General features: G+C 64.9%; 19 protein-coding genes. 8 read left to right on the top strand and 11 right to left on the bottom strand.

Annotated elements, in window-relative coordinates:
* Positions 1-29: 29 nt before the first annotated feature.
* Positions 30-1,802, top strand: a complete 1,773-nt coding sequence (locus tag NATOC_RS04040; RefSeq protein ID WP_015320146.1) for a phospholipase D-like domain-containing protein — start codon at positions 30-32, stop codon at positions 1,800-1,802.
* Position 1,803: 1 nt separating this feature from the next.
* Here NATOC_RS04040 and NATOC_RS04035 read toward each other — a convergent pair whose 3' ends face one another.
* The 7 genes from NATOC_RS04035 to NATOC_RS04005 all read right to left on the bottom strand — a co-directional run bounded on the left by NATOC_RS04035 (position 1,804) and on the right by NATOC_RS04005 (position 10,228).
* Positions 1,804-2,235, bottom strand: a complete 432-nt coding sequence (locus NATOC_RS04035) for a metal-dependent transcriptional regulator (protein ID WP_015320145.1) — start codon at positions 2,233-2,235, stop codon at positions 1,804-1,806.
* Positions 2,236-2,296: 61 nt separating this feature from the next.
* On the bottom strand, positions 2,297-2,791 hold the full coding sequence (locus NATOC_RS04030) for an ATP-dependent Zn protease (protein WP_015320144.1): 495 nt from the start codon (positions 2,789-2,791) through the stop codon (positions 2,297-2,299).
* A gap of 21 nt (positions 2,792-2,812) precedes the next feature.
* Positions 2,813-3,583, bottom strand: a complete 771-nt coding sequence (locus NATOC_RS04025; protein WP_015320143.1) for a hypothetical protein — start codon at positions 3,581-3,583, stop codon at positions 2,813-2,815.
* 63 nt (positions 3,584-3,646) lie between these two features.
* Positions 3,647-4,867 carry a Fe-S cluster assembly protein SufD gene (sufD, locus tag NATOC_RS04020; protein WP_015320142.1) on the bottom strand — a complete coding sequence of 407 codons (1,221 nt, stop codon included), beginning with the start codon at positions 4,865-4,867 and terminating at the stop codon, positions 3,647-3,649.
* A 1-nt stretch (position 4,868) separates the two neighbouring features.
* A complete protein-coding gene (gene sufB, locus NATOC_RS04015) occupies positions 4,869-6,299 on the bottom strand; it encodes a Fe-S cluster assembly protein SufB (RefSeq protein WP_015320141.1) in 1,431 nt (476 codons plus the stop codon).
* Positions 6,300-6,360: 61 nt separating this feature from the next.
* A complete protein-coding gene (locus NATOC_RS04010) occupies positions 6,361-7,269 on the bottom strand; it encodes an ABC transporter ATP-binding protein (RefSeq protein ID WP_015320140.1) in 909 nt (302 codons plus the stop codon).
* A gap of 232 nt (positions 7,270-7,501) precedes the next feature.
* Positions 7,502-10,228, bottom strand: coding sequence for a DNA-directed DNA polymerase (locus NATOC_RS04005; protein WP_015320139.1), 2,727 nt, complete (start codon positions 10,226-10,228; stop codon positions 7,502-7,504).
* 119 nt (positions 10,229-10,347) lie between these two features.
* Here NATOC_RS04005 and NATOC_RS04000 point away from each other — a divergent pair, with 119 nt between their 5' ends.
* The 3 genes from NATOC_RS04000 to NATOC_RS03990 are packed head-to-tail and all read left to right on the top strand — an operon-like array spanning position 10,348 to position 11,590.
* Complete coding sequence (locus NATOC_RS04000) at positions 10,348-10,536, top strand: DUF7331 family protein (RefSeq protein ID WP_015320138.1); 189 nt, start codon at positions 10,348-10,350, stop codon at positions 10,534-10,536.
* Between the two features lie 59 nt (positions 10,537-10,595).
* Entirely contained in the window at positions 10,596-11,108 is a 513-nt protein-coding gene (locus NATOC_RS03995; protein ID WP_015320137.1) for a DUF7322 domain-containing protein, read from the top strand.
* Positions 11,105-11,590, top strand: a complete 486-nt coding sequence (locus tag NATOC_RS03990; RefSeq protein ID WP_015320136.1) for a DUF7346 family protein — start codon at positions 11,105-11,107, stop codon at positions 11,588-11,590. Before NATOC_RS03995 ends, NATOC_RS03990 begins: the two co-directional genes overlap by 4 nt.
* Before the next feature lie 6 nt (positions 11,591-11,596).
* On the opposite strand, the gene rad50 is transcribed toward NATOC_RS03990, so the two are convergent.
* The 3 genes from rad50 to NATOC_RS03975 all read right to left on the bottom strand — a co-directional run bounded on the left by rad50 (position 11,597) and on the right by NATOC_RS03975 (position 16,029).
* The gene (gene rad50 / locus NATOC_RS03985; protein WP_015320135.1) at positions 11,597-14,275 is read right to left on the bottom strand and encodes a DNA double-strand break repair ATPase Rad50; all 2,679 of its coding nucleotides are present in this window, start codon (positions 14,273-14,275) and stop codon (positions 11,597-11,599) included.
* A complete protein-coding gene (gene mre11 / locus NATOC_RS03980) occupies positions 14,272-15,636 on the bottom strand; it encodes a DNA double-strand break repair protein Mre11 (protein WP_015320134.1) in 1,365 nt (454 codons plus the stop codon). The genes rad50 and mre11 overlap by 4 nt, the downstream gene beginning before the upstream one ends.
* A 123-nt stretch (positions 15,637-15,759) precedes the next feature.
* Positions 15,760-16,029: a MarR family transcriptional regulator gene (locus NATOC_RS03975; RefSeq protein ID WP_015320133.1), complete on the bottom strand. Its 270-nt coding sequence runs from the start codon at positions 16,027-16,029 to the stop codon at positions 15,760-15,762.
* Positions 16,030-16,154: 125 nt separating this feature from the next.
* Between NATOC_RS03975 and pan1 the strand changes: the two genes are divergently transcribed.
* A complete protein-coding gene (gene pan1, locus NATOC_RS03970) occupies positions 16,155-17,372 on the top strand; it encodes a proteasome-activating nucleotidase Pan1 (protein WP_015320132.1) in 1,218 nt (405 codons plus the stop codon).
* A gap of 45 nt (positions 17,373-17,417) precedes the next feature.
* On the opposite strand, the gene NATOC_RS22215 is transcribed toward pan1, so the two are convergent.
* Positions 17,418-17,555, bottom strand: coding sequence for a hypothetical protein (locus tag NATOC_RS22215; protein WP_169330923.1), 138 nt, complete (start codon positions 17,553-17,555; stop codon positions 17,418-17,420).
* Positions 17,556-17,645: 90 nt separating this feature from the next.
* Here NATOC_RS22215 and NATOC_RS03965 point away from each other — a divergent pair, with 90 nt between their 5' ends.
* The 3 genes from NATOC_RS03965 (at position 17,646) to NATOC_RS03955 (ending at position 22,435) form a co-directional block, all read left to right on the top strand.
* Positions 17,646-18,206, top strand: a complete 561-nt coding sequence (locus NATOC_RS03965) for a GMP synthase subunit A (protein WP_015320131.1) — start codon at positions 17,646-17,648, stop codon at positions 18,204-18,206.
* Positions 18,207-18,441: 235 nt separating this feature from the next.
* Positions 18,442-19,347, top strand: a complete 906-nt coding sequence (locus NATOC_RS03960; RefSeq protein ID WP_015320130.1) for an NmrA/HSCARG family protein — start codon at positions 18,442-18,444, stop codon at positions 19,345-19,347.
* 244 nt (positions 19,348-19,591) lie between these two features.
* Positions 19,592-22,435: a M14 family zinc carboxypeptidase gene (locus NATOC_RS03955; RefSeq protein ID WP_015320129.1), complete on the top strand. Its 2,844-nt coding sequence runs from the start codon at positions 19,592-19,594 to the stop codon at positions 22,433-22,435.
* Positions 22,436-22,539 lie beyond the last annotated feature (104 nt).

Raw genomic sequence — 22,539 nt, 5'->3', positions numbered from 1 at the left:
TAGGTACGAAGCCGCGGCCAGACGGACCGATGGTCCGTCGACGAGTCGCGCTCGCACTTGCCGCGACGCTGGTGCTCGTTGCCGGCCTCGGGCTTCCGCTCGCGACGGCGTTCGGCGCCGGCGCGGCCCCCGAGCCGGGCGTCGCTGATTCTCACGGAGAACACACGCAGCCGTCCGACGGGGTCGACGCCGACCTCGCCTGCCCGATTCCGAACGGCTCGGTTGGGGACCGTGACCCCGACGTCGGATCCCGACCCCGGATCGTCGAACTGTACCCGAACCCGACCACCTACGGGAACGTCGGCGAGTACCTCGTCCTCGAGACGTCCACGGCCACGGACCTCGGGAACCTCTCGCTCACCGACGGCCACACCACCGCCGCCCTCCCGAACGAGACGGTCTCCGGTCGGGTCGCCCTCACGACCGCCCCCGAGGAAACCCGCGAGCTAACCGACGATCCCGTCCTCGAACTCGAGGGAACGGTTCGGCTCGCCGCCGACGGCGACGAACTCGAGCTCCGGGACGGCAACGGGGTGGTCGACGCCGTGGCGTACGATCGCGCCTCGACGGCCGAACGCTGGTACCGCACCCCGGACGACGAGCACGGCACCGCCGACGCCCCCGTCCGAGGCGAGTGGTGGCCCCGCGGCGCGACCTGTCGTCCGGTCGCAACCGCCGACGTCGACGACGCCACTCCGTTCGTCCTCCCCGACAGCCCCGATCTGCCGCGAGAAACGATCCGCGGGGCCGACGAGCGGCTCCTGCTTGCGGGGTACACGATTACCGACGAGGCGATCGCCGCCGACCTCGTCGCGGCCGCCGAACGGGGCGTCGAGGTAAACGTCGTGTTGGAGTCGGGCCCCGTCGGCGGCGTCCCGTCGACGACCGAGGACGTCCTCGCCGAGCTCGACCGCGGCGGCGTCGACGTCAGGGTCCTCGGCGGCGAGGGCGCGCGGTACCGGTTCCACCACCCGAAGTACGCGGTCGCGGACGACGACGTCCTCGTCACGACCGAGAACTGGAAACCCGCCGGGATCGGCGGCGAGTCGAGCCGCGGCTGGGGCGTCCACGTCGAGGACGCCGATCTCGCCGCCGAGCTGGCCGCCGTCTTCCGTACCGATTTCGACGGCCGGGATACGGTATCGGGGTCGAGCTTCCGGGAGAACGCCTCGTTCGTCGAGGACGACGGGGCGCCGCCACAGGAGTTTCCGACGAGCCACGAGCCGGAGACGGTCCCGATCGAGGCGGTCGAGTTACTGCTCGCACCGGAGAACGCCGAGCCGCGGCTCCGGGATCTGATCGACGGGGCCGACGACGAGCTCCTGATCAAGCAGGCCAGCATCGCCGACGACGTCGGTCTGCTCGAGGCGACCGTCGAGGCAGCGCGCCGGGGCGTCGACGTGCGGATCCTGGTCGATTCGAGCTGGTACGTCGAGGACGACCACGAGGCGCTGGCTCGGGAGCTCGAGCGCACGGCCGACGAGGAGGAGCTGTCGCTCGACGTCGAACTCGTCGACGACACCGACGCCTTCGAGAAGATCCACGCGAAGGGGATCGTCGTCGACCGCGAGATCGCCGTCGTCGGCAGCGCCAACTGGACCGAGAACTCGCTGCGGAACAATCGCGAGGTGTTGCTCGCCATCCACGGCTCGGAGGCGGCGAGCTACTACGCCGCTGTCTTCGAGGACGACTGGGACGGCGAGACGTGGTCGCTACCGATCGAGCTCTCGGCGGCCGTCCTCGTCGCGCTCGTCTGTGCGGCGGTCGTCGGCCACCGGTACGTGGAGTTCGGCTCAGAGTGAGCTAATCTGCGCGGCTCTGACCGACTTCGAGGTACTTACAGCAGTCTTCCTCGGGGTCGAAACAGTCGGGACACTCCTCGGGACGGTCGATGATCGTGTCGAGCCGGTCGGCGACGGTGTCGTCGATCACTGCCTCGAGGGCGTGGGCCTCCTCTCGAAACTCCTCGACCTCCAGGACGTTCGCGAGGAACCGCTCGATGATACAGTAGGTCTGCAGGGCGTCGTGGGCGCGTTCGAGCCCCTCGTCGGTGAGGCTGGCCCCCTTGTACTTCTCGTGCTCGACGAGCTCCCTGCTCTCGAGTTTGCCGATCATCTCGTTGACGCTCGCGGGGCTGACCTCGAGCAGATCGGCGAGAGTCCCGGTCGAGGCCGGCCCGTCGTCGATGCGCTGTGCGAGGTAGATCGCCTTGAGATACTGGTCTGCAGTGTTCATCGCGGTCCTCCGTCGATGTGAGTGTCGGTCGCCGAGCGTCGCCGCGCGTTCCGGCCGCCGATCATGCTCTGCGCTCCATGATCTCGGTTACCTCTTCGACCCCCTCCCGCTCCTCCTCGCGGATACCGTACAGCGTCTCGAGGAGCCGATCGCGGTCGATGGCGAACTCGGCGTCCGAGGCCTCGACCGCCTCGATCAGGTCGTCGTAGAACTTGTAGGCGGTCTCCTCGTTACAGAGCTGATCGTAGAGCACGCCATCGGTGTCCTCCGGTGGCCCGTATCGCGCGTCGACCAGTGCGTTGATCTCCTCGTAGGCGACGGTTTCGGCCTCGAGATCGTCGACCAGCGCCTCGAGCCGCTCGCGGTGTTCGGCCGACTCCTCGGCGGCCTCGGCGAGCAGCGCCCGTACCTCCTCGTCGATCGCCTCGCGCTCGTCGGCGGGCAGCGACTCGAGGTGGTGGGCGGCGCGCGACTCGACTACCTCCTCCAGAACGACGCCGATCTGGAGGAGCCGAGCGAGCTGGTGGTCGCTCGAGACGCGCTGTCCCAAACTCATACCAGTTCGTGGGTGAGCGTGCTACTTAACTTCAGGCATCTTTCCGTTCGGTCGGCCGGCGTACTGCCAGACGCGGCTTCCAGCTCCGCCCTCGATCGCGTCGACCTGGTCGAAGACGCCCTTGAGAAACCGCCACCAGCCGTCGGCCGTCTCGTACCCCGCAGGGTGGGCGTCGTACAGCGCCTCGACGACCGTTGCCTTCCTCGCCCGCCCCTCGTCGCGCAGGAAGGCGACGGCGCGACCCGCGACGGCCCGTCGCTGCTCGCGTCGGTTCTCGGAACGGCCCGGAACCGAAAGCGACTCCAGGTCGACGAGATCCGCGCCGGGCGTCTCCCCGTCGAGATCGGTCGCCGATCGGTAGGAGAGTCCCGTCTCGACGGTGCGATCCAGGCGATCGCGAGTCTGTGCGACCGCTCGCCGAGAGAACGCGTCGAGCCGATCGATCTGGACGGTCTCGAGGACGGCAGCGTCAGCGCCGACCCCGTCCTCGGAGACGCGGACGACCCGATCCGGAACGAGTGACGCCGCGGGTTCGAGGGTCTCGAGTTCGGTTTCCGTCGCCGACGAGGACTCGGTCGCTCGGGTCGTGACTCCGCGTTCAGTCACGTCGGCTCCGTCCTCGCGTTCGGTCTCGGCGGAGAGTGAGCGGCCGGGTTCGCCGTCCTCGAGCTCGTCCCGGCGGCCGACGAGCCACCGAACGTACGCGCTTCGGCTTTCGAAGCCGAGCTGCCGTCGCTCCCGCTCGAGGGTCGCGAGCGTATCGGCGTCGAACGCGACGGACAGTTCACGCATCACCCGTCGGTAGCGGGGTTTGATACAAAAAAGCTCGTCAGACGAACGATACCGCGGACGGAGCTAGTCGCGCTGTCGGAGTCGGGTGGCGACCAGTCCCTCGAGATCCTCGCGGAGCTCGTCGACCGCGATCTCCTCGAGGACGGGGACGAAGAACCCTTCGACGAGCATGTTGCGTGCGGCCCGCGGGTTGACGCCACGGGAGATCATGTAGAACAGCTCCTCCTCGTCGATCTGGCCGACCGTCGCCGAGTGGCTGGCCTCGGTGTCGTGGTTGTTGATGATCAGCTTCGGCGAGGCGTCGGCCTCGCTCTCGTCGCTAAGCATCAGCGTGTTCTCGCGCTGGTAGGAGCTTGTGTCCCAGGCCTCGCGGCCGACGTCCTGGACGCCCTCGTAGACCGAGCGGGCGATATCGTCGGTGACACCGCGGGTGACCAGATCGGCGGTCGTGTGCTCGGCCTTGTGCCAGACCTTCGCGTCGAGGTCGAAGTGCTGATCGTTGTGGCCGTAGAAGGCGCCGACGATCTGGGTCTCGGAGCCGTCGCCGTTGAGCTCCGTCGAGACGCCGGACTTGGTCAGCTGCGTCCCGAAGTTGACCTCGATCCAGTCGATCGTCGCGTAGGTGTCGGCGTCGCCGCGTTTGGTGGCGAAGTTGTACGCCTCTTCCGAGAGGTTCTGGAGGCTGCCGTACTGGACGTTGCTGTTCTCGCCGGCGACGACCTCGACGATCCCGCTGTAGTACTGTTCGTCCTGCTCCTCGCCGGTCGACTGGCGCTCCAGGATCGTGACCGAGGACGACTCCTCGGTGACGACGAGTGTGTAGTTGAACAGCGAACTGGAGTTCTGCTCGGTCCGGATCGTGACGTCCTCGGCGTCGACGCCCTCTGGGACGTAGACGACCGTTCCGGTGCTAAACAGCGCCGTCGACAGCGCCGTCAGGTAGTTCTCCTGGGGGTCGACGACGGAGCCGAACTGCTCCTCGATGAGCTCCTCGTGTTCCTGGACGGCCTCGCTCCAGGGGAGGACCTCGACCTCGTCGGGCCCGACCTGGTCTTTGTTCTCCGCCGCGTTCAGCGGATCGACAAGCGACTCGAAGTCGAGCTCGTGGAGGTTCGTCCAGTCCCGACCCGGCGTTCGGATGACGTCGGGCATCTCGAGGGAGTCGAGGGCCTCAAGGGCCTCGAGACGGGTCTCGAGCAGCCACTCGGGCTCCTCCAGCTCGTCGGAAATCTCGCGTACCTGTTCCTCCGTCAGATTGGCGTGTACCTGCGTTCCTGCGCTCATATTATCCGAGGCTCCCCTCCATCTCGAGTTCGATGAGGCGGTTGAGTTCGACCGCGTACTCGATCGGCAGTTCCTCCGTGATCGGCTCGATGAAGCCGGCGACAATCATCTTCTTGGCGTCGTCGTCGTCCAGACCGCGGCTCTGGAGATAGAAGATGTCCTCGTCGCCGATCTTGCCGACGGTCGCCTCGTGAGCGACGTCGACCTTCGACTCCTCGATCTCCATGTACGGCATGGTGTCGGACGTCGACTCGTTGTCGAACATCAGCGCGTCACACTCGACGGCGGTCGAGGAGTTCTCGGCGCCGTCGGCGATGTGGACGAGACCGCGGTAGTTGGTGCGGCCGCCGTCCTTCGAGATCGACTTCGACTCGATGGTCGAGGACGTCTCGGGCGCGTTGTGGTAGACCTTCGCGCCGGTGTCGATGTCCTGACCCTCGCCCGCGAAGGCGATGGTGATGTGGGTGTCCGTCGCGCCGCGACCCTTGAGGATCGTACACGGATAGAGCATGGTGGCCTTCGAGCCCATCGAGCCCGAGACCCACTCCATCGTGCCGTTCTCCTCACAGATCGCGCGCTTGGTGTTGAGGTTGAACGTGTTCTTCGACCAGTTCTGGACCGTCGAGTACTGGACGTGGGCGTCCTCGCCGACGAACACCTCGACGCCCCCGCTGTGGAGGTTGTGGGTGCCGTACTTCGGCGCGGAACAGCCCTCGATGTAGTGGACCTCCGACCCCTCCTCGGCGATGATGAGCGTGTGCTCGAACTGGCCCATCCCCTCGGAGTTCATCCGGAAGTACGCCTGGACGGGCATCTCGACGGTGACGTCCTCGGGGACGTAGACGAACGAGCCGCCCGACCAGACGGCGCCGTGGAGTGCGGCGAACTTGTTGTCGCTCGGGGGGACACAGGTCGTCATGAAGTGCTCCTTGACGAGTTCAGGATGCTCCTGAACCGCCTTGTCCATGTTCATGAAGATGACGCCTTTCTCCTCCCACTGCTCTTGCATGTTCTGGTAGACGACCTCCGATTCGTACTGGGCGCCGACGCCCGAGAGGGCGTTCTTCTCGGCTTCCGGAATGCCCAGCTTGTCGAAGGTGTCCTTGATCTCGTCGGGGAGCTCGGTCCAGTCGTCGACGCCCTCGCGCTTGTCGACGTCCGGGCGGATGTAGGGGACGATCTCCTCGATGTCCAGCTCGGTCAGGTCCGGCTGACCGGGCCAGTCCGTCGGCATCGGCATGTTCTGGTACTGCTTGAGCGCGCGGAGACGCCGCTCGAGCATCCAGTCGGGCTCGTCCTTGTCCTCGGAGATCATGCGGATGACCTCTTCGGTCAGGCCCTTGTCGGACTTGACGGCGGCGTTTTGCTCCTTCTTGAACTCGAAGCGCGCCTCGGTGTCGGTTTCTTTGAGGTGGTCTTGTTCGGAACTCATGATTGGTATGTATTCGTGTTTACGGCTGCAGCGTTATTACGGTTGTTCTAGTCGGATTCGGTTACGCCGTGCCGTAGACCTCTTCGCGGACCCAGTCGTACCCCTTATCCTCGAGCTCCTCGGCGAGCGAGGCGTCGCCGCTTTTGGCGATCTGGCCGTCGAGCATCACGTGGACGTGATCGGGCTCGACGTAGTCGAGGATGCGCTGGTAGTGGGTGATCTGGAGGATCCCGGTGCCCTGCTCGTCACGCAGCGCGTTGATCCCGTTCGAGACGTCCTGCAGGCGGTCGATGTCGAGCCCCGAGTCGATCTCGTCGAGGACGGCGACCGACGGCTCGAGGATGGCGGCCTGGAGGACCTCGTTCTGTTTCTTCTCTCCACCGGAGAAGCCGGCGTTGAGATAGCGCTGGGCGAACCGCTCGTCCATGTCCAGCTGCTCCATCTTCTCCTGGAGGATCTCCTGGAACTCGGCGACGCCGACCTCGCCCTCGTCGACGTCTCCCTCCATCGGCGACGTCTCGAAGCCTTCGTCTTCCTCCTCCTCTTCGACGTCGTCCTCGTCTTCGAAGAGCTCCTCGCGCTCCTCGATCTTGGCGTTCAGCGCCGTCCGCAGGAAGTTCGTCATCGTGACGCCCTCGATCTCGGCGGGGTACTGGAAGCCCAGGAAGACCCCGAGCGCGGCGCGCTCGTTGGGCTCGAGCTCCAGCAGGTTCCAGGTGCGCTGGTCCTCGTCGATCTCGACGTCGTCGCCGAACTCGTCGTCCTCGAGGTGAAGGAGGACCTCTCCCTCGGTGACGTCGTAGGCCGGGTGGCCGGCGATTACCTTCGCACAGGTCGACTTCCCGGAGCCGTTGGGACCCATCAGGGCGTGGATCTCGCCCGACTCTACCTCGAGGTCGACGCCCTCGAGGATCTTCTCGTCTCCGTCCGCCACTTCCGCGTGCAGGTTGCGTAGTTCGAGGCGTGCCATAGTAGTCTGTCGTGTGAACCGTGGGTCGTCTACCTGATAACGGTTTCGTATGCGGTTGGATACGGTTTCGAATGACGAAGAATATTTTCTCGAACCGGAACCGGGGACGACGACTGCACGAGGACACAACCCGACCGAGAACGGCCTGACGGCGGTCAGTGACGCGGCTCGTCGCGAACGGGGGCAGAAAACGGGCGTCGGCAGACGGCGGCCGTCCTCTCGTGGCGACAGCCTACCAGTACTGGTCGAGTCCGGTCTGTTCCTGGCCCGACTTTACTTCCTCCCAGGAGACGTCCAGTGCCTCGAGGATCCGCGAGATCGGTCCCTTCAGGGTCTTCTCGAGCATCGTATCGTAATCGATCTCGAACTCCTCGGGAATCTGGTCCTCGTACTCGAAGCAGATGACGTCGGGATCGCGCTTGAACGCGCCGTAGACGGGATCCCGTCGTGCGTCGAGCCCCTCCTCGTCCTCGATGTGCTCGAAGAAGGCCGGATCGACGCGCTCGAGGTAGAGCCGCTTGGGCTTGCTCCCGCGCTGGAAGTTCGTCCCGAGCAGTCGGTTGGCGTACTTCGCGCCCCGGACCTGGGCGGTGTCGGTATCGTAGTTGTCCAGCCGCTTGCCGATCCCCCCCGGGATTGCGAGGTCATCGAGGCTTACCTCGCCCGTACGGACGTCCTCGATGACACCCTGGACGTACTCCTTGGCGCCCTCGACGTCGCCTTCCTTGACGATCATCTCGATGACGCGGTGCTGGACCTCCTTGGTGATCGGCGCGATATCCGAGCGCTGGTACTCGAAGCCGACGATGTCGACGTCGTCGACGTCCTTCCCTTCCTTCCAGGTGATGTGGCCGGCGTAGCGTTTCTTCTTGCCCGCCTGGAAGAACCGCCGGTAGAGCTTCTCGAACTCGATCTGAAAGCGGTGTTGATCGGCGTTCAGGTCCTCGCGCGCGAAGTCGTCGTACCGGCCGTTGATGTGCTCCTCGATGTCGAAGGATCGCTCGATCGCCTCCTCTTTCGAAACCTCGGGCCCGAGCTCGAGCATGACCGAATCGGTGTCTCCATACGTAACTTGATAGTCCAGCTCGTTCGCAGCAGTCTCGGTAAACTCGATCACTTCGCGCCCAGTGGCGGTGATAGCGGATGCTGCTTCCTTGTCATACAACCTGAATTGTTCCCATCCCGACACGCCGTACAACGAGTTCATGATAACCTTTACCGCACCCTGCTGGCGGTCGTACTGCTCGTACTCGGGGGTGCCGGGCTCGTGCTGGTTGCGCAGTTTCTTTTTCTCCTCGCGTTCGGCGAGAAGTTCCGTGATCATCTCCCGGTTGACGCCGTCTGGCTCCTTCCGGAAGTGGGTTCCCGTCGGCGCTTCGTAGGTCTCGCCGTCGTACTCGTCGGGATCGACCCTCGTTTCGGGCGAGGCGTTGATCGTTGTCATACACATCGGGTACAGCGACTTCAGGTCCAGCACGGTGACGTTCTCCTTGACGCCCGTGATCGGCTCGAAGACGGCCCCGCCCTCGTACTCCTCGCCCGCCTCCTGTTGACCCTTCGAGGGGAGGGCGAACTGGCCGTAGGCCTGGTGAAGGACGTACATGTCGACCGCGTCGCCGGGAGTGGGGGCGTCCTCGAGCTTGCAGCCGACGAACGCGCGGACCTCGTCCCAGAACGGGATGATCTCCTGCTGGCGGTCGAGCTCGACGCAGATCTCGACGTCCCGGAGGTTGTACGCGAGCAGCTGGGTCGGATCGTCCTCCCAGAGGTCGCCGATGTCGCCGGCGTAGCGTTCCTTGCCGACCCCGAGCTCGGACTCGCCGACGGCATCCAGCCGGTAGGAGTCGAGCTCGGAGAAGACCATCCGCTGGTAGCCGTAGAGCAGGTCGAAGACGACCCGGCCCTTGATGTCGGGACCGCCCCAGTTGCTGCGCCAGACTTCGTCGACCCGCGAGAGCCGATCGATCTTCAGGTCGTAGTCGTGTCCTCCCTGAAGCTCCTCGAGGCGGTCGAGGAGGTAGGGTGCGTCGAAGTCTTCGAAATTCCAACCGGTTAAAATATCTGGATCGGTTTTACGAATATAATCGACGAACGCTTCGAGCATCGCCTCTTCCCTCTCGAACTGACGCACTTCGTGGTCGATCGGACCCTCGATAGGCTCGTACTCCTCGACCGCGTCAGGAATCGGTCCGTCGCCGATCGGCGCCTCGTAGAGCCACATGACGTACTCGTCGCGGTAGGAGTCGTGGCTGGTGAGACAGACGATCGGCTCCTCGCCGTCCTCGGGGAACCCGGAGCGGTCGTCGACCTCGATGTCGAACGTCTGGACACGGGGCTCGGCGTCGACCTCGGCCGCCTCGACCTCCTCGCTCTCGACGACCAGCGATCCGTCCTCGGCGCGCCGTTCGGGAACTCGAATCCCGGAGCGGACGTCCTTGTCGATCAGGAACCGATTCGGGAAGAGGATGTCGGCTTCGTAGTGTTCGAACTCGTCGCGGACCTGGCCGACGTCTCGGGGCGTCTGGCCGAAGATCTTCGTTAGTTTCTCGCCACGGATACTCTCGTAGGGCTCGCCGTTTCGGTCCTCCTCGCGGCTCCCGGTAAGACGGTCGTAGACCTCCTCGGGCGGACGTTCGAGGCTCTCCGTCGGCGCATAGAAGTAGGGCCGAAAGCCGACGACCTGGACGTGTTCGAGCTCGTTCTCGGCCGTCCGGCCGAAGACGTGCATGATCGGTCGCTCGTCGTCGCCGTAACCGGCGATCGTGTAGTCGACCTGCATCACGGCGAGCTCGAGTTCTCCCTTCGGTTCGGGGAGCGTTTCCTCGACGACATCGATCACGTCGGCCGCGCTGGAGCCGCCGTTACCTGCGATGTGTGCGGCCTCCGCGTCCGGTCGATCGCTGGGTGTGTCGGATTCGGATCCGAAATCCGCGAGTCCGCTCTGGCCCGCCTCAGTCATGGTACCGGAGTTTGGCGCCGTCGGTTAAAAACCCACCATTCCCGGTTCGCTACCGGTACCGGAGAAAACGCGGTGCAGCAACAAGACATATAATGTGGTAACACATAGCAAGGAACGAGGTGACCGACGTGTCCACCCGCGCCAACGACGACGAGATGACGCATCGAGGCGAACCGAGTAGCGAACCTGAGGGCACAGCGACGGTCGAGGCCTACGAGATCGAGGACGGCGTGGTGTTCTACGACGCGGAGAACCCCCTCGCGTGGGTCGAGACGAACCGAACGCTCGTGCTCGAGGAGTTCGTCTGAGCCGAGGACGCGGCCCGCGAACGCGAATCCTTTTCCTTGCGGTCCCCGTCTGCGTACGTGTGGTGTTCGATCGCTCCGAGCACGAGCCCGAGGAGTGGGACCCCGAGGAGGAGCTGGACGACCCGGACAGCGACTCGCTGACGATCCCGAAGGTATCGACCGAGGACGCCGGATCCGGTCTCGGCTCGGACCTGCGCTCGGAGTTTGGCTCCGAGATCGAGACCGACGCCGACGGGGTCCCCGCCGAGACCGACGTCCCGAGCGAGCTGTTACAGACGTTCTGGGCGGTCGTTCTCGTGGTCAACGCCGCCGTCCTCGCGCTCTCGCTTGGTATCCTGTTCCTGCTCTTCGAGGGCCCCTCGACGAACAGTGTGGGCCTGATCGTCGGTGGCATCATCCTCTTCGGGTTTGCCGGCTACCGCTACCGGAGCTACCGGGCGTCGGAGAGCGACGACGGCGCGTCGACCGGCGCCGAGGCGAACGACGACGACACGGTGCAGTCATCACCCGGCGAAACGCCTTCGGAACCGGCGTCCGAACACCGATCGAGCGACGACCCCGACCGATCATGAAACCCGTCCAAGACGACACCGGGAAGCGATACGTCCTTCTCAAACGCTCCGAGCACGCGAGTCTCGTTCGCGATCCCGAAACCGGAAACGAGTGTTACGTCCAGAACGACCGCCTCGAACAGCTCGAGGACGCCTCCGTCCTCGAGACGGCCGCCCGGACCGTCGACGATCCGGTTCGAACACTGCTGACGACCGTCCACGACGAGACGGCGCTCGGACTGCTCGTCGAACTCGGCAAACGGGGCCCCCTCGGCGTTCGCGAGATGCTCGACGGCTACGACTGCTGTGAGAGCGACCTCCACGGGCGGCTCACGGTGTTGACTGCCGCGGAGCTGATCGCCGAGACCGAGGTCGCCGGCGAACGGGGGTACCGACTCACCGACGACGGTGAGGCTGCCCTCGAAGCCGTCGGTGCGGATACCGACACTGAGGCGGCCACGAAGCGATCGGACGACGACCGCGAGTTCGCCGCCGACTCCTGACTCCCCCTACTCCGAAGCCAGCAGCGCGGCCTCGGACGGTTCGTCCCGCACGAGCCGCGATCGGTTCGTGGTGGCGTCTTTCTCGACACGAACCAGCGAGTCCGCCGCGCCGATCAGCTCCTCGTCGTGGCTGACGACGACGATCTGCTCGACGCCCAGATCTCGCATCGACTCGACCAGCGAGACGAGCTGGGTGACGTGTCCCGAATCGAGGAAGACGGTCGGTTCGTCCAGGATCAGCGGCGGCATCGGTGCGGTCCCCTCGACGCCCTCCGCAAGCAGTCGGTAGATCGCACACCGCAGGCTGAGATTGAACAGCGCCCGCTCTCCGCCCGAGAGCTGCTCGGGCTCGAGGGGTTCGCCGTCCTTCTGGTAGACCGTCAGGCGATACTCGCCGTCCAGATCGATCGCGGCGTAGGAGTCGTTCTGGTAGACCAGATCGAACGTCTCGTTGAGCAGCCGTTCGAGGGTCTCGACGTTTCGCTGGCGCAGCTCCGCGCGCAACTCGCCGTAGGTCGTCTGGAGGGTTTCGGCCTCGTCGTACAGCGAGCCGAGCCGCTCGCAACGCTTTTCGACGGCCTCGAGACGCTCTCGGAGCCGTTCGAGCTCCTCGATTTTCTCCTCGACGCCACCGATTCGGCCCTGGAGTTCGTCGCGATCGTCCTCGAGTTCCGCGAGCTTCTCGTCGACCCGCTCGAGGTAGTCCTCGGCATTTTGTTTCTCGCTGCGGGCCTGCTCGATCCGCTCGTCGTCGAACTCGCTTTCGAGCTCGCGCTTTCGCTCACGTTTCGAGGCGAGCTGGTCGCGACGCTCCTCGTTCATCGTCTCCCAGTCGGCCCGTCGCTCCCGAATGTTCTCCAGCTCGCGTTCGAGCTCGCTTCGCTCGCTTTCGATCTCGGAGACGCGGCGGAGCGTCTCGAGCTCCGCTTTGATATCGCCACGCTCGGCGTTTATCTCCCCGAGCTCGGTCCGTGCGTCCGCGAGCTCGTCCTCGAGCTGGGCGGCCTCCTCGCGTTTCGTCTCGGCCTCGCGCTCGTGCTCGTCGGCCTCTTCCCGGAGCGCCGCGCGCTGCTCGCGGCGCTCCTCGAGTGCGTCTCGCTTCTCCGCGACCAGCTGGGCGACGTTCTCGCGGTTCTCCTCGAGCCGATCGACCCGCCGTTCGGCCTCGCGGAGCGCCTCGGTGCGCTCGATGCGCTCCTCGAGGTCGGCACGCTCGTCGGTCAGCTCCTCGCGGCGCTCCTCGAGCTCGGCGAGCCGGTCGCGTTTCTCGTCGAGGACGTCGACGTGGGGCGAGTCGGTCACGTCCTGGCCACACTCGGGACACTTCCCCTCCTCGAGCAGTCGTTCGCCCTCCGCGATCGCGTTCTCGACGGACCTGATCTCGGCGGTGACGTCGTTGTGCGTCGAGACGAGCTCTTCGCGGTCGTCCTCGAGGTCCTCGAGGGAGCTCTCGGCCTCGCCGAACGCGATCGGTGCGTCGTCGAACGCGTCGCGAGCGGCGTCGATCTCCGCGTCGAGCTCGTCGAGTTTCGCCTCCCGTTGTTCGATCGATTCGACCGCGTCCTCGAGCTCGGCGTCGAGCTCGTCGGCTTCCTCGCGTTTCGTCTCGGCACGGGAGTCGAGCTGGTCGGCCTCCTCGCGGAGCCGCTCGACGCCCCCCTTGCGCTCCGTGATCGCGACGCGGGCGTCCTCGAGCTCGTCGCGCAGCTCCTCGTCGCGGTCCTCGAGGCTCTCGATACGGTTCTCGACGACCCCGGCGTCGTCCGTTCCGAGGTCGGTCTCGGCGAGCAGCTCGTCGCGCTCGTCGGTCAGCTCCTCGCGGCGCTCGCGGCGCTCGCGCAGTCGCTGTCCGGCGTCCTCGCGCTTTCGCTCGGTGTCGTCGATCTTCGAGCGCAGCGTCTCGATCTCTTCGGCGAGCTCGGCCAGCTCCTCGCGGGTCTCCTCGTGACGCTCGAGGACGTCCGTCGCCGTCTCGAGGCTGTCGCGTGCATCCTCGCGCTGGGACTCGAAGCGATCGATCTTCGAGACGACGTCGGCGTGGCGCGACTCGAGCTCGTTGAGCTGCTCGTGGAGGTCCTGGGCTTCCTTGCGCTCGATCTGTCCATGGAGATCCTCGAGGACTTCCCGCTGGCCGTCGAGCACCGACTTGACCCCGAGCCGGGCGTCGCTGGCGCGCTCGCGGTACTCCTCGAGCGCGCCCAGCTGCAGGAGGTCGTCGATCATGTCCTGGCGCTCGCCCGGCGAGGCGTGGATCAGCTTGTTTACCTCGCCCTGGCGGACGTACGCGCAGTTGACGAACGCCTCGGCGTCCATCCGCAGCAGGCGGGTGACCTCCGTGCGGACGTCACGGGCGCCCTCGATCGTCTCGGTCGGCGTCTCGAGGACGCACTTGGTCGTCGTCGCGCGGTCGCCCCGTAGCTTGAGCCGGCGTTCGGCGCGGTACTCGCGACCGTCGTGGGTGAAGCGAACCGCGACCTCACACTCCTCTTCCCCGGTCGTGATCACGTCGTCGAGCGTGCGCTCGTCCAGCGCTTTCGAGCCGTACAGCGCGAAGAAGACGGCCTCGAGCAGCGTCGACTTTCCGCTGCCGTTGACGCCGTGGACGATCGTCACGCCCCGGTCGAGGTCGAGCTCGGCCTCGCCGTAACACTTGAAGTTCCGTAGGCGGACGCGCTCGACCCTCATTCGAAATCACCCAGCGAGGCGTACTCACTGTCGGCACTCGGCGTCGATCCCGACTCGGAACCGGCCTCGGAATCCGCGGGGGACGGATCGGTCGCGTCGTCCTTGCCCGCGCTCGCGTCGTCGTCGTCCGCGTCGCCGTCGGCTGCGGACGCGGACTCCTCGAGGTCGGCGTCGGTCTCGCCCTCCCGAGCCGCGACCGCCGTCGTGTCGGCGTCGTCCGGCTCCCGGTTGGGAGCGGGTTCGAACGCGGTGTCGTCGTCCTCGAGGAGCTCCCGCACCCGTCGCTCGACGCGCTCGCGGACGTTCGCGTCGGCGAGGTCGTCGTTTCGAACCGTGCGGTCGAGCTCGCGGGCGGCGTCGCTGAGCCCCAGCTCGCGGACGCGCTTGCGGACCGCGTCGTCCGGATTCGCGAAACTGACCGAGACGTCGGCGTCCTCGTCGGGCAGCTCCCGGCGATCGTTGACGCGGGCGACGAGCGCGCCGCGATCGAGCGCGAGCTCCTCGACGGCTGCGGGCGTGATCGGCCTCCCCTCGCCCTCGACGGTCACGATGACGACCGCGTCCTCGAGGTCGTGCTGGTGAACCCGCTCTTGCACCCGGTCGACGCCCTCGCCCTCGGCGAGATCGACGTCGACGAAGACGAACTCGCGGGTCGCCTTGATCCCGCGGCGACGGATCGCCGGCTCCTCACCGGGCTCGAACTCGACGAGGTTGTACCCACGGTCCTCGCGTTCGCTTGCGCTCGCCCGCTCGGTGGAGCCGCAGTACGTGACCCACGTTCCCTCCAGCTCGGCGGTGTCAGGGTGATGGTTGTCCCCAAGTAGTACGGCGTCGAACTCGACGGTCGCCTCCGTTAGGAGGCGTTCGGTGTCCCAGTCGGCGTGGGGGAACGGCTCGAAGAGCCCGTGGCTCACGAGCGCGGCGTGGTCGGCCTCGTCGGGAACCGGATCGAACTCGTACTCGAGATTCTCGCGTCGGGAGCGGGGCACGAAGTCCAGGCCGTAGAGCGCGACGTCGTCGAGCATGTACGGCTCGGCACCCAGCCGGATCGCGAGCCCGAGATCAGAAAAGAGGTCGAGCCACTGTGCGTCGCGTTTCCCCTCGTGGTTGCCGACGACGGCGAGGAAGGGGACGTCGGCCTCCTCGAGGTCCCGGAGGATCTCGACAGTCCCCTGGAGGTCGACCAGGTTCGGCCGGCGGTCGTGAAAGAGGTCGCCGGCGTGGATCACCGCATCCACGTCGTCGTCGATCGCGTCCTCGGCCACGCTCCGGAAGGCCGACAGAAAGTCCCGTCGTCGCTCGGGCGAGTTGTACTGCTGGTACCCGATGTGGGTGTCGCCCGTGTGTATCACCCGCGTCATCTGTCGGGACGTTGGCTACCGCCCCCTAAATGGATTCCGCGACCGAACTGAAAGTGAAGCGTACCGACCGAACGAGTGGACCGCGCCGACGGCGAGGACGCTTCGAGAACGAGCGGCGGTCCGCTACGACTCGATGTCGAGGCTGTAGAGACGTTTGCGGGCGTCCGAGAACGAGAATCGGGAGTCGATGACGTTCTCGTCGTCGAGACGGTTGAGTGCGTACCGGACCGTCCGCGACGGAAGTAGCGTCTCGTCGGCGATCTGTTGTTGGGTCATGGTGTCGTTGTACTCGAGGACCTTCGCGACGAGTTTCGCACTCGGCGGGAGCTCGCGGACATCGTCCCACGATCCGCGGTTCGTGGTTTCGGGCTGTGGCGACTCTAGAGAACTCATCGTACACACCCATTTCGAATACGGCCAGATAATATTTTCTGTTTCGATCAATGCCCTATGGTAATATTCCGAGCCGGCTGTAGTTACCCGAAGCCTCTTATGAGCCAACACCCAACTCACGAGTGATGAGCGACACTGTGGACGACGTCGACCTCCCCTACGACGAGGACGAGGCGTCCCAACAGGAGAAAATCCAGGCGCTCGAGGATCGGTTAGAGATTCTCGAGTCCCAAAACGAGGAGATGCGCGACAAACTCCTCGACGCGAACGCCGAGAACAACAAGTACCAGCAGAAGCTCGAGCGGCTTACCCACGAGAACAAGAAGCTCAAGCAGTCCCCGCTGTTTGTCGCCACGGTCCAGGAGATGACGGACGAAGGCGTCATCATCAAACAGCACGGAAACAACCAGGAGGCGCTGACCGAGGTCACCGAGGAGATGCGCGAGGAGATCGAGCCCGACGCCCGGGTGGCGGTCAACAACTCGCTGTCGATCGTCAAGACCCTCTCGAACGAGACCGACGTCCGCGCCCGCGTGATGGAGGTTACCGAAAGTCCCGACGTCAGCTACGAGGACATCGGCGGCCTCGAAGAGCAGATGCAGGAAGTCCGGGAAACCGTCGAGATGCCCCTCGAGAAGCCCGACATGTTCGACGACGTCGGGATCGAACCCCCGAGCGGCGTCTTGCTGTACGGTCCGCCGGGGACCGGGAAGACGATGCTCGCGAAGGCCGTCGCCAACCAGACCGACGCTACCTTCATCAAGATGGCCGGCTCCGAGCTGGTCCACAAGTTCATCGGCGAGGGCGCCAAGCTCGTCCGTGACCTGTTCAAGGTCGCACGAGAGCACGAGCCCGCCGTCATCTTCATCGACGAGATCGACGCCATCGCCGCAAAACGAACGGAGTCGAAGACCTCCGGCGACGCCGAGGTCCAGCGGACGATGATGCAGCTGCTCAGCGAGATGGACGGCTTCGAGGACCGCGGTGAGATCCGCATCATCGCCGCGACCAACCGCTTCGACATGCTCGATCGCGCGATCCTCCGGCCGGGCCGGTTCGATCGCCTCATCGAGGTGCCAAAGCCAAACCAGGAAGGTCGCGAGATCATCTTCGATATCCACACTCGCGGTATGAACGTCGCCGACGACGTCGACTTCTCGGAGCTGGCAGCCGAGGCCGAGGAGGCCTCCGGTGCCGACATCAAGGCGATCTGTACCGAGGCCGGAATGTTCGCCATCCGCGACGACCGTACCGAGATCCGGATGGAAGACTTCCATGGCGCCTGGGAGAAAGTCCAGGCCGAAACCGACGAGACCGAGGAAGTCTCGAAGACGTTCGCGTAAGGCGTCTCGTCGCTGGGTCGGCTCGTCCGCGCTCGGTTTTTTCGACTACAACGCTGCGAAGACGAGCCACGGCACCACGAACAGCGCTGCTGTCAGTACGGCGAGAATGAGGAGGTATCCGACGACGGTACTGCCCGCGGTGAGCCAGGCGGGGTGATCGAACCCGCTCGTATCGACTGCCATATCGGTACGAACCTGGGAAACGTTCATAAACGTACCGACGCACTCGCGGTTCCGGTCCGCTTTTACCGACCGGCTGGCTATACCGTCGTAATGACGACAATCGCTGTGGTGGACAACCACGGACAGTTCACCCACCTCGAACAACGGGCGCTTCGGGATCTCGGCGTCGATGCCGAACTGATCGATAACGACACCGATCCTGCCGAGGTCGACGCCGACGGCGTCGTCCTCTCGGGTGGCCCCGACATGGATCGAATCGGTCGCTCGGCCGACTACCTCGAGCGGGACGTCCCCGTCCTGGGGATCTGTCTCGGGATGCAGCTGATCGCCGAGGAGCTGGGCGGTGAGGTCGGGGGCGGCGACTACGGCGGCTACGCCGACGTGAACGTCGAGATCGTCGACGAGGACGACCCCCTCACCGGAAGCCTTCACCCCGAGACGCGGGTCTGGGCGAGCCACGCCGACGAGGTCACGACCCTACCTGAGGGGTTCGAATTGACCGCCCGCAGCGACGTCTGCGACGTCGAGGCGATGAGCGACACCGATCGGGACCTCTACGGCGTCCAGTGGCACCCCGAGGTCGCCCACACCGAGGAGGGCGAACAGATCTTCGAGAACTTCCTCGAGATCTGTAAACGAAACGGCGCGTAACCGACCCCCTACCCCGCCGGTTTCGCGTTTGCGTTCTTTTTGTCGAGTCCGATTTCGAGTAGCGACAGCCCTGGCCACGAGGCGCCCGATAACACCGGTGTTACGTGGTATCTCCGGCGTCGCCAAACGCGTATATGGTTACGCAGCGAACGAGGTAACGTAATGCAACCACGAACCGACGTCACCGCGAAGACCGTCCCGACGACCGCCGCCGACGGACACGAGGTGAACTGAGATGGCCACCAGCGTCCTCGTCACCGGCGCGACGGGCAACCAGGGCGGTGCCGTCGTCAAGCACCTCCTCGAGAGCGATACCGAGTTCGACGTCCGCGGGCTCACGCGAGACGACTCGGGCGAGACGGCCCAGACACTCTCCGAGCGGGGCGTAACGATGGTCGAGGGCGACCTGGACGACAAAGCGTCCCTCGAACCACACGTCGCCGAGGTCGACGCCGTCTTCGCCGTCACGAACTTCTGGACCCAGGGGTACGACGCGCAGGTAAAGCAGGGCAAGAACCTCGCGGACGTCTCGAGCGAGGCCGGCGTCGAGCACTTCGTCCTCAGCGGCGTCGGCAGCCACTGGGCGGACACCGGCGTCCCCCACTTCGATTCGGCCCAGGAGATCGACCAGTACGCACAGGACCTCGAGCTTCCGATAACCGTCCTCGGACCCGTGTTCTTCTTCCAGAACTTCGAGGCCTTCGCCGAGGACGTCGTCGAGGACGGCCAGATCGCGCTCCCCCTCGAGGAGGGCGTTGCCCTGCAGATGGTCGACACCGGCGACGTCGGTCGGGCTGCCGCGACCGTCCTCGCGAACCCCGAGGCGTTCCTGGGTGAGCGGATCGAGCTTGCGGGCGACGAACTCACCCTGTCGGAGGCAGCCGACGTCCTCGCGGACGTGACAGGGCGGGACGTCGAACCCGTCCACGTCCCGATCGAGGACGCCTACGACTCCTTCGGCGAGGAGTTCACCGTCATGTGCGAGTGGTTCAACGAGGTCGGTTACGGCGCGGATCTCGAAGAGCTCGAGGACCGCTTCGGCTTCGAGTTTACCGACTTCGAGCGCTACCTCCGCGAACACGGTTGGGAGGAGAAGGAAGGGATGGCGTCGGTTCCGGGCTGGGTCAAGGCGATGCAGTAGCTCGGCCGACTATCGGTCAGAACCGATCGCCCGCTCCCGACAATCCGACTCGGGACACGGAACACCGAGCGGAGTGATGCCACCGCTCTACTGATTGGTCCAGTAATCCGAAATAATCTCTTCGCCCGATAGCTACTTGAATGCTCCGTCGCCAGAAATTCCGTGCAAACGACCAGTGATTAAATAGTATTCAATGGGTGTAATTCTTGTGTGCCAATAGCAGGCATACTGGGAGTGATAAATCATGGTCAGCCGAAAATCACGGAACGAGCGGGGAGAATCGCACGACGATCCGGAGCGGTACACGTACCGAGAGGCCAGAGAACTCGAATCGGACGCGTTCGAGGACGGGGGCGTAAACCGCCGAACGTTCCTCAGCGTCGCAGCGGCGACCGGCGCTGCCCTCGCGCTCCCGAGCGTCGTTTCCGGCGATGTCACTCACGACAGCATGACGGCCGAAGCGCAGTTTGCCGTCAATGCGACCCCCCAGGAGTACGAAGTCCATCTCGTTCTCGAGTTCACCGACGTCGCTTCCGTATCGGCCTTCGGGAGCGAGTTCTGTGAGCCCGGATGGAACATCGAAACGGACAGCGCACCGCCGAAGGCGGTTACTCGCGAGGACCCGACTCCCGCGGCACACGCCTACCTCACCGCCGAGGAACTCGAAACCGTGTTCGAGAGCGTCGTCGATCCGGACAGCATCGAGCACATCGATCACTCGATCGGCGCCAATCCGTTCTGGAAACTCGACGATTGGCCCGAAGACGACACCTACAGCGACCGGGTGTTCCCGGCCGTCGAGAACGCACGCGATTACATGAACAACGCGGAGTCGTACGCGGGCCTCTCGTATCTCCAGGAGCGGTATCCGGATCGGATCAACCTCCGCGAAGTCGGGCAGAGTCCCGGCTGGGAGAACGTCCGCACCGGCGACGAAACCGACCCGAAAGACGTGTTTATCGCGGAGGTAACCAACAACGTCCAGGATCGAGACGTGTTCGAGCAGAAGGAAAAAGCGATCTACGAGGTCAACATCCACGGACGCGAGCGAGCGGGTGAGGAAACCGGGACGCGATACATCGAGGACCTCGTGACCGGTGAGGCCGATCAGGCGGAGCTGCTCGACGACATCGCGATCCTGTTCCTGTTCGTCAATCCGGACGGCTACTTCAGCCGGCTTCCAGAACTGGTCGATCCGGAGTATCTCGAGTTCACCCGGGGCAACGCCTCGAGCAACGACACGAACCGTCAGTATCCCACGATCGGCTGGATCGATCCGAACAACTACCCCGGTGAACCCGAGGACGCACCGGAGGAGTACTACGATATCGTTCCCGACGCGATCGCGACCGTCGAGTTCCTCCGTCAGTACGAGAACGTCCGGTATCTCGTCGACTACCATCAGATGGGGACGCGAGAGGAGTTCGACTTCGTCTGGAATCTCGAAGCCAACGCCCAGCGGGATCACCGCGGCGTTCACCTCCTCGAGGAGAGCAACGTTCGGGTCGGCGAGCGGATGGAGGCCGAACTGGGATTCGAGGGATTCGAAGCTGACGTCGAGCGCGCGCTCGAAGACTGGTTCGACGAGCCGGACCAGGAGCTGCAGGACCTGTTCGACTACGGCACCGTCGACGACACGCTGGGGTACAACATCTCCGGTGGATTGCTCGACTGGGCCGGCCAACCACTCGAGGACGGTGGACTCGACGCCGTCGCCGTCGTCCCGGAGATGGTTTTCGCCGGCGGCGGCGAGGAGTGGTACCCGTACATGCACCGCCACCTGGAGACGGCGTACCGTATCCAGATGGAGGTCTTCGCCGAGTTGACTGCGGCAGATGTCGACGCGACGGTCCACACCGGGGGTCGGGACGTCGCCTACGTGGATTCCGACGAACTCACGCGGTCGTCGGCGGACCTCACACACACCGACGAGAGCCCGGATCACGAGGAGGGCCCCGGTCACGAAACGCCGGTCGAAATCACGCGGGAGCAGGCAGAAGTCCTGCCGGGTTTCGACGGTCGCCTCGAAGAAACCGTACATCCACAGACGCGGTGTCTGTCGGTACACGTAGAGCCCGACGACGACGCGGCGGGTGTCGTGGAAATCGTGAACCCGAACGGAGAAGTGGTCCGCAAGCTCGACGTCGGCGAGCTGGGTCACTCGGAGTGTTGTCACAGCGGCAACACCGAGTTCTACATCTCCGACCCCCCGGAGGGGACGTGGGTGATCAAATTCGACGGTGACGGAGAGATCACCGTCGAAGTCGTCATCATCGACAGCGACGACGGCCATCTCGACCCCGAAGAGATCATGGGATTCTATCAGCGCGAGTACTCGGCCAACCCGATGGAGTTCTTCGCCGAACTCGATGAATTCGTCGAGGACGCCGACGTGAACGGGCTGTCGGTCGATGACGTACGTACCAGCGGCCTCGTCGACAGGAAACACCGTCAGTACGATACACTGGTCGTGTCCGGGGAGATGGCCTGTGACGATCCGTCGTACGTCCGTGCTATCGAATCGTTCGTCGAGGCGGGCGGCGACCTCGTACTCACGGACGCCGGTGTACGCTTGCTAGGGGCACTCGAGATCGGAGACGCCGCGGAGATCGGCGACGGTGCCATCGACTCGTTCGGTCTGGACTTCGTCAACGTCTACGATCGTGATCTCGATCACCCGCTTCTCGACGGGGTACGAGAGATCCAACACGAACTCTGGAAGGCACCGCAGGTCGGATACACACCCGACGAGGACGACCAGCCCGTGTACGCGGTCGACGAGGACGCCTTCGAGGCTGCCGGTGGTCACATCGTCGGAACCTTCGGAGACGAGGCGGAAGACGACGAACTCTCCGGAGTCGGACTCGGGACGCTGACCGTCGGCGACTGCACGATTTACGTCATCGCCTCGATCCTGCCTCCGGCGAACCAGGAGTATCTCCACCAGTTCGGCATGGCCGATCACGCCGTCTCCACGATGGGGCATACGGTGCTTTGCAACGCGATCGGCGGGGAACAGCGCCGCTACGTCGACGGCGAGCTGGCTGCAAGCGTCGGAACACCGCGCGGTGAGTCCTCGAGCGGCTGACGAACCCACAATCGAGACGATTTCTTTCGTATAGCGGGATCGACCCAACGTACCTGCCCACGAGCAATCGGCTTCTCCGTGAGCGAACGACCGTCGAACCGCTA

The organism is Natronococcus occultus SP4 (assembly GCF_000328685.1).
GTDB lineage: Archaea > Halobacteriota > Halobacteria > Halobacteriales > Natrialbaceae > Natronococcus > Natronococcus occultus.
The sequence above is the reverse complement of the archived record's forward strand: the minus strand, read 5'-3'. Positions and strand labels throughout refer to the sequence as shown.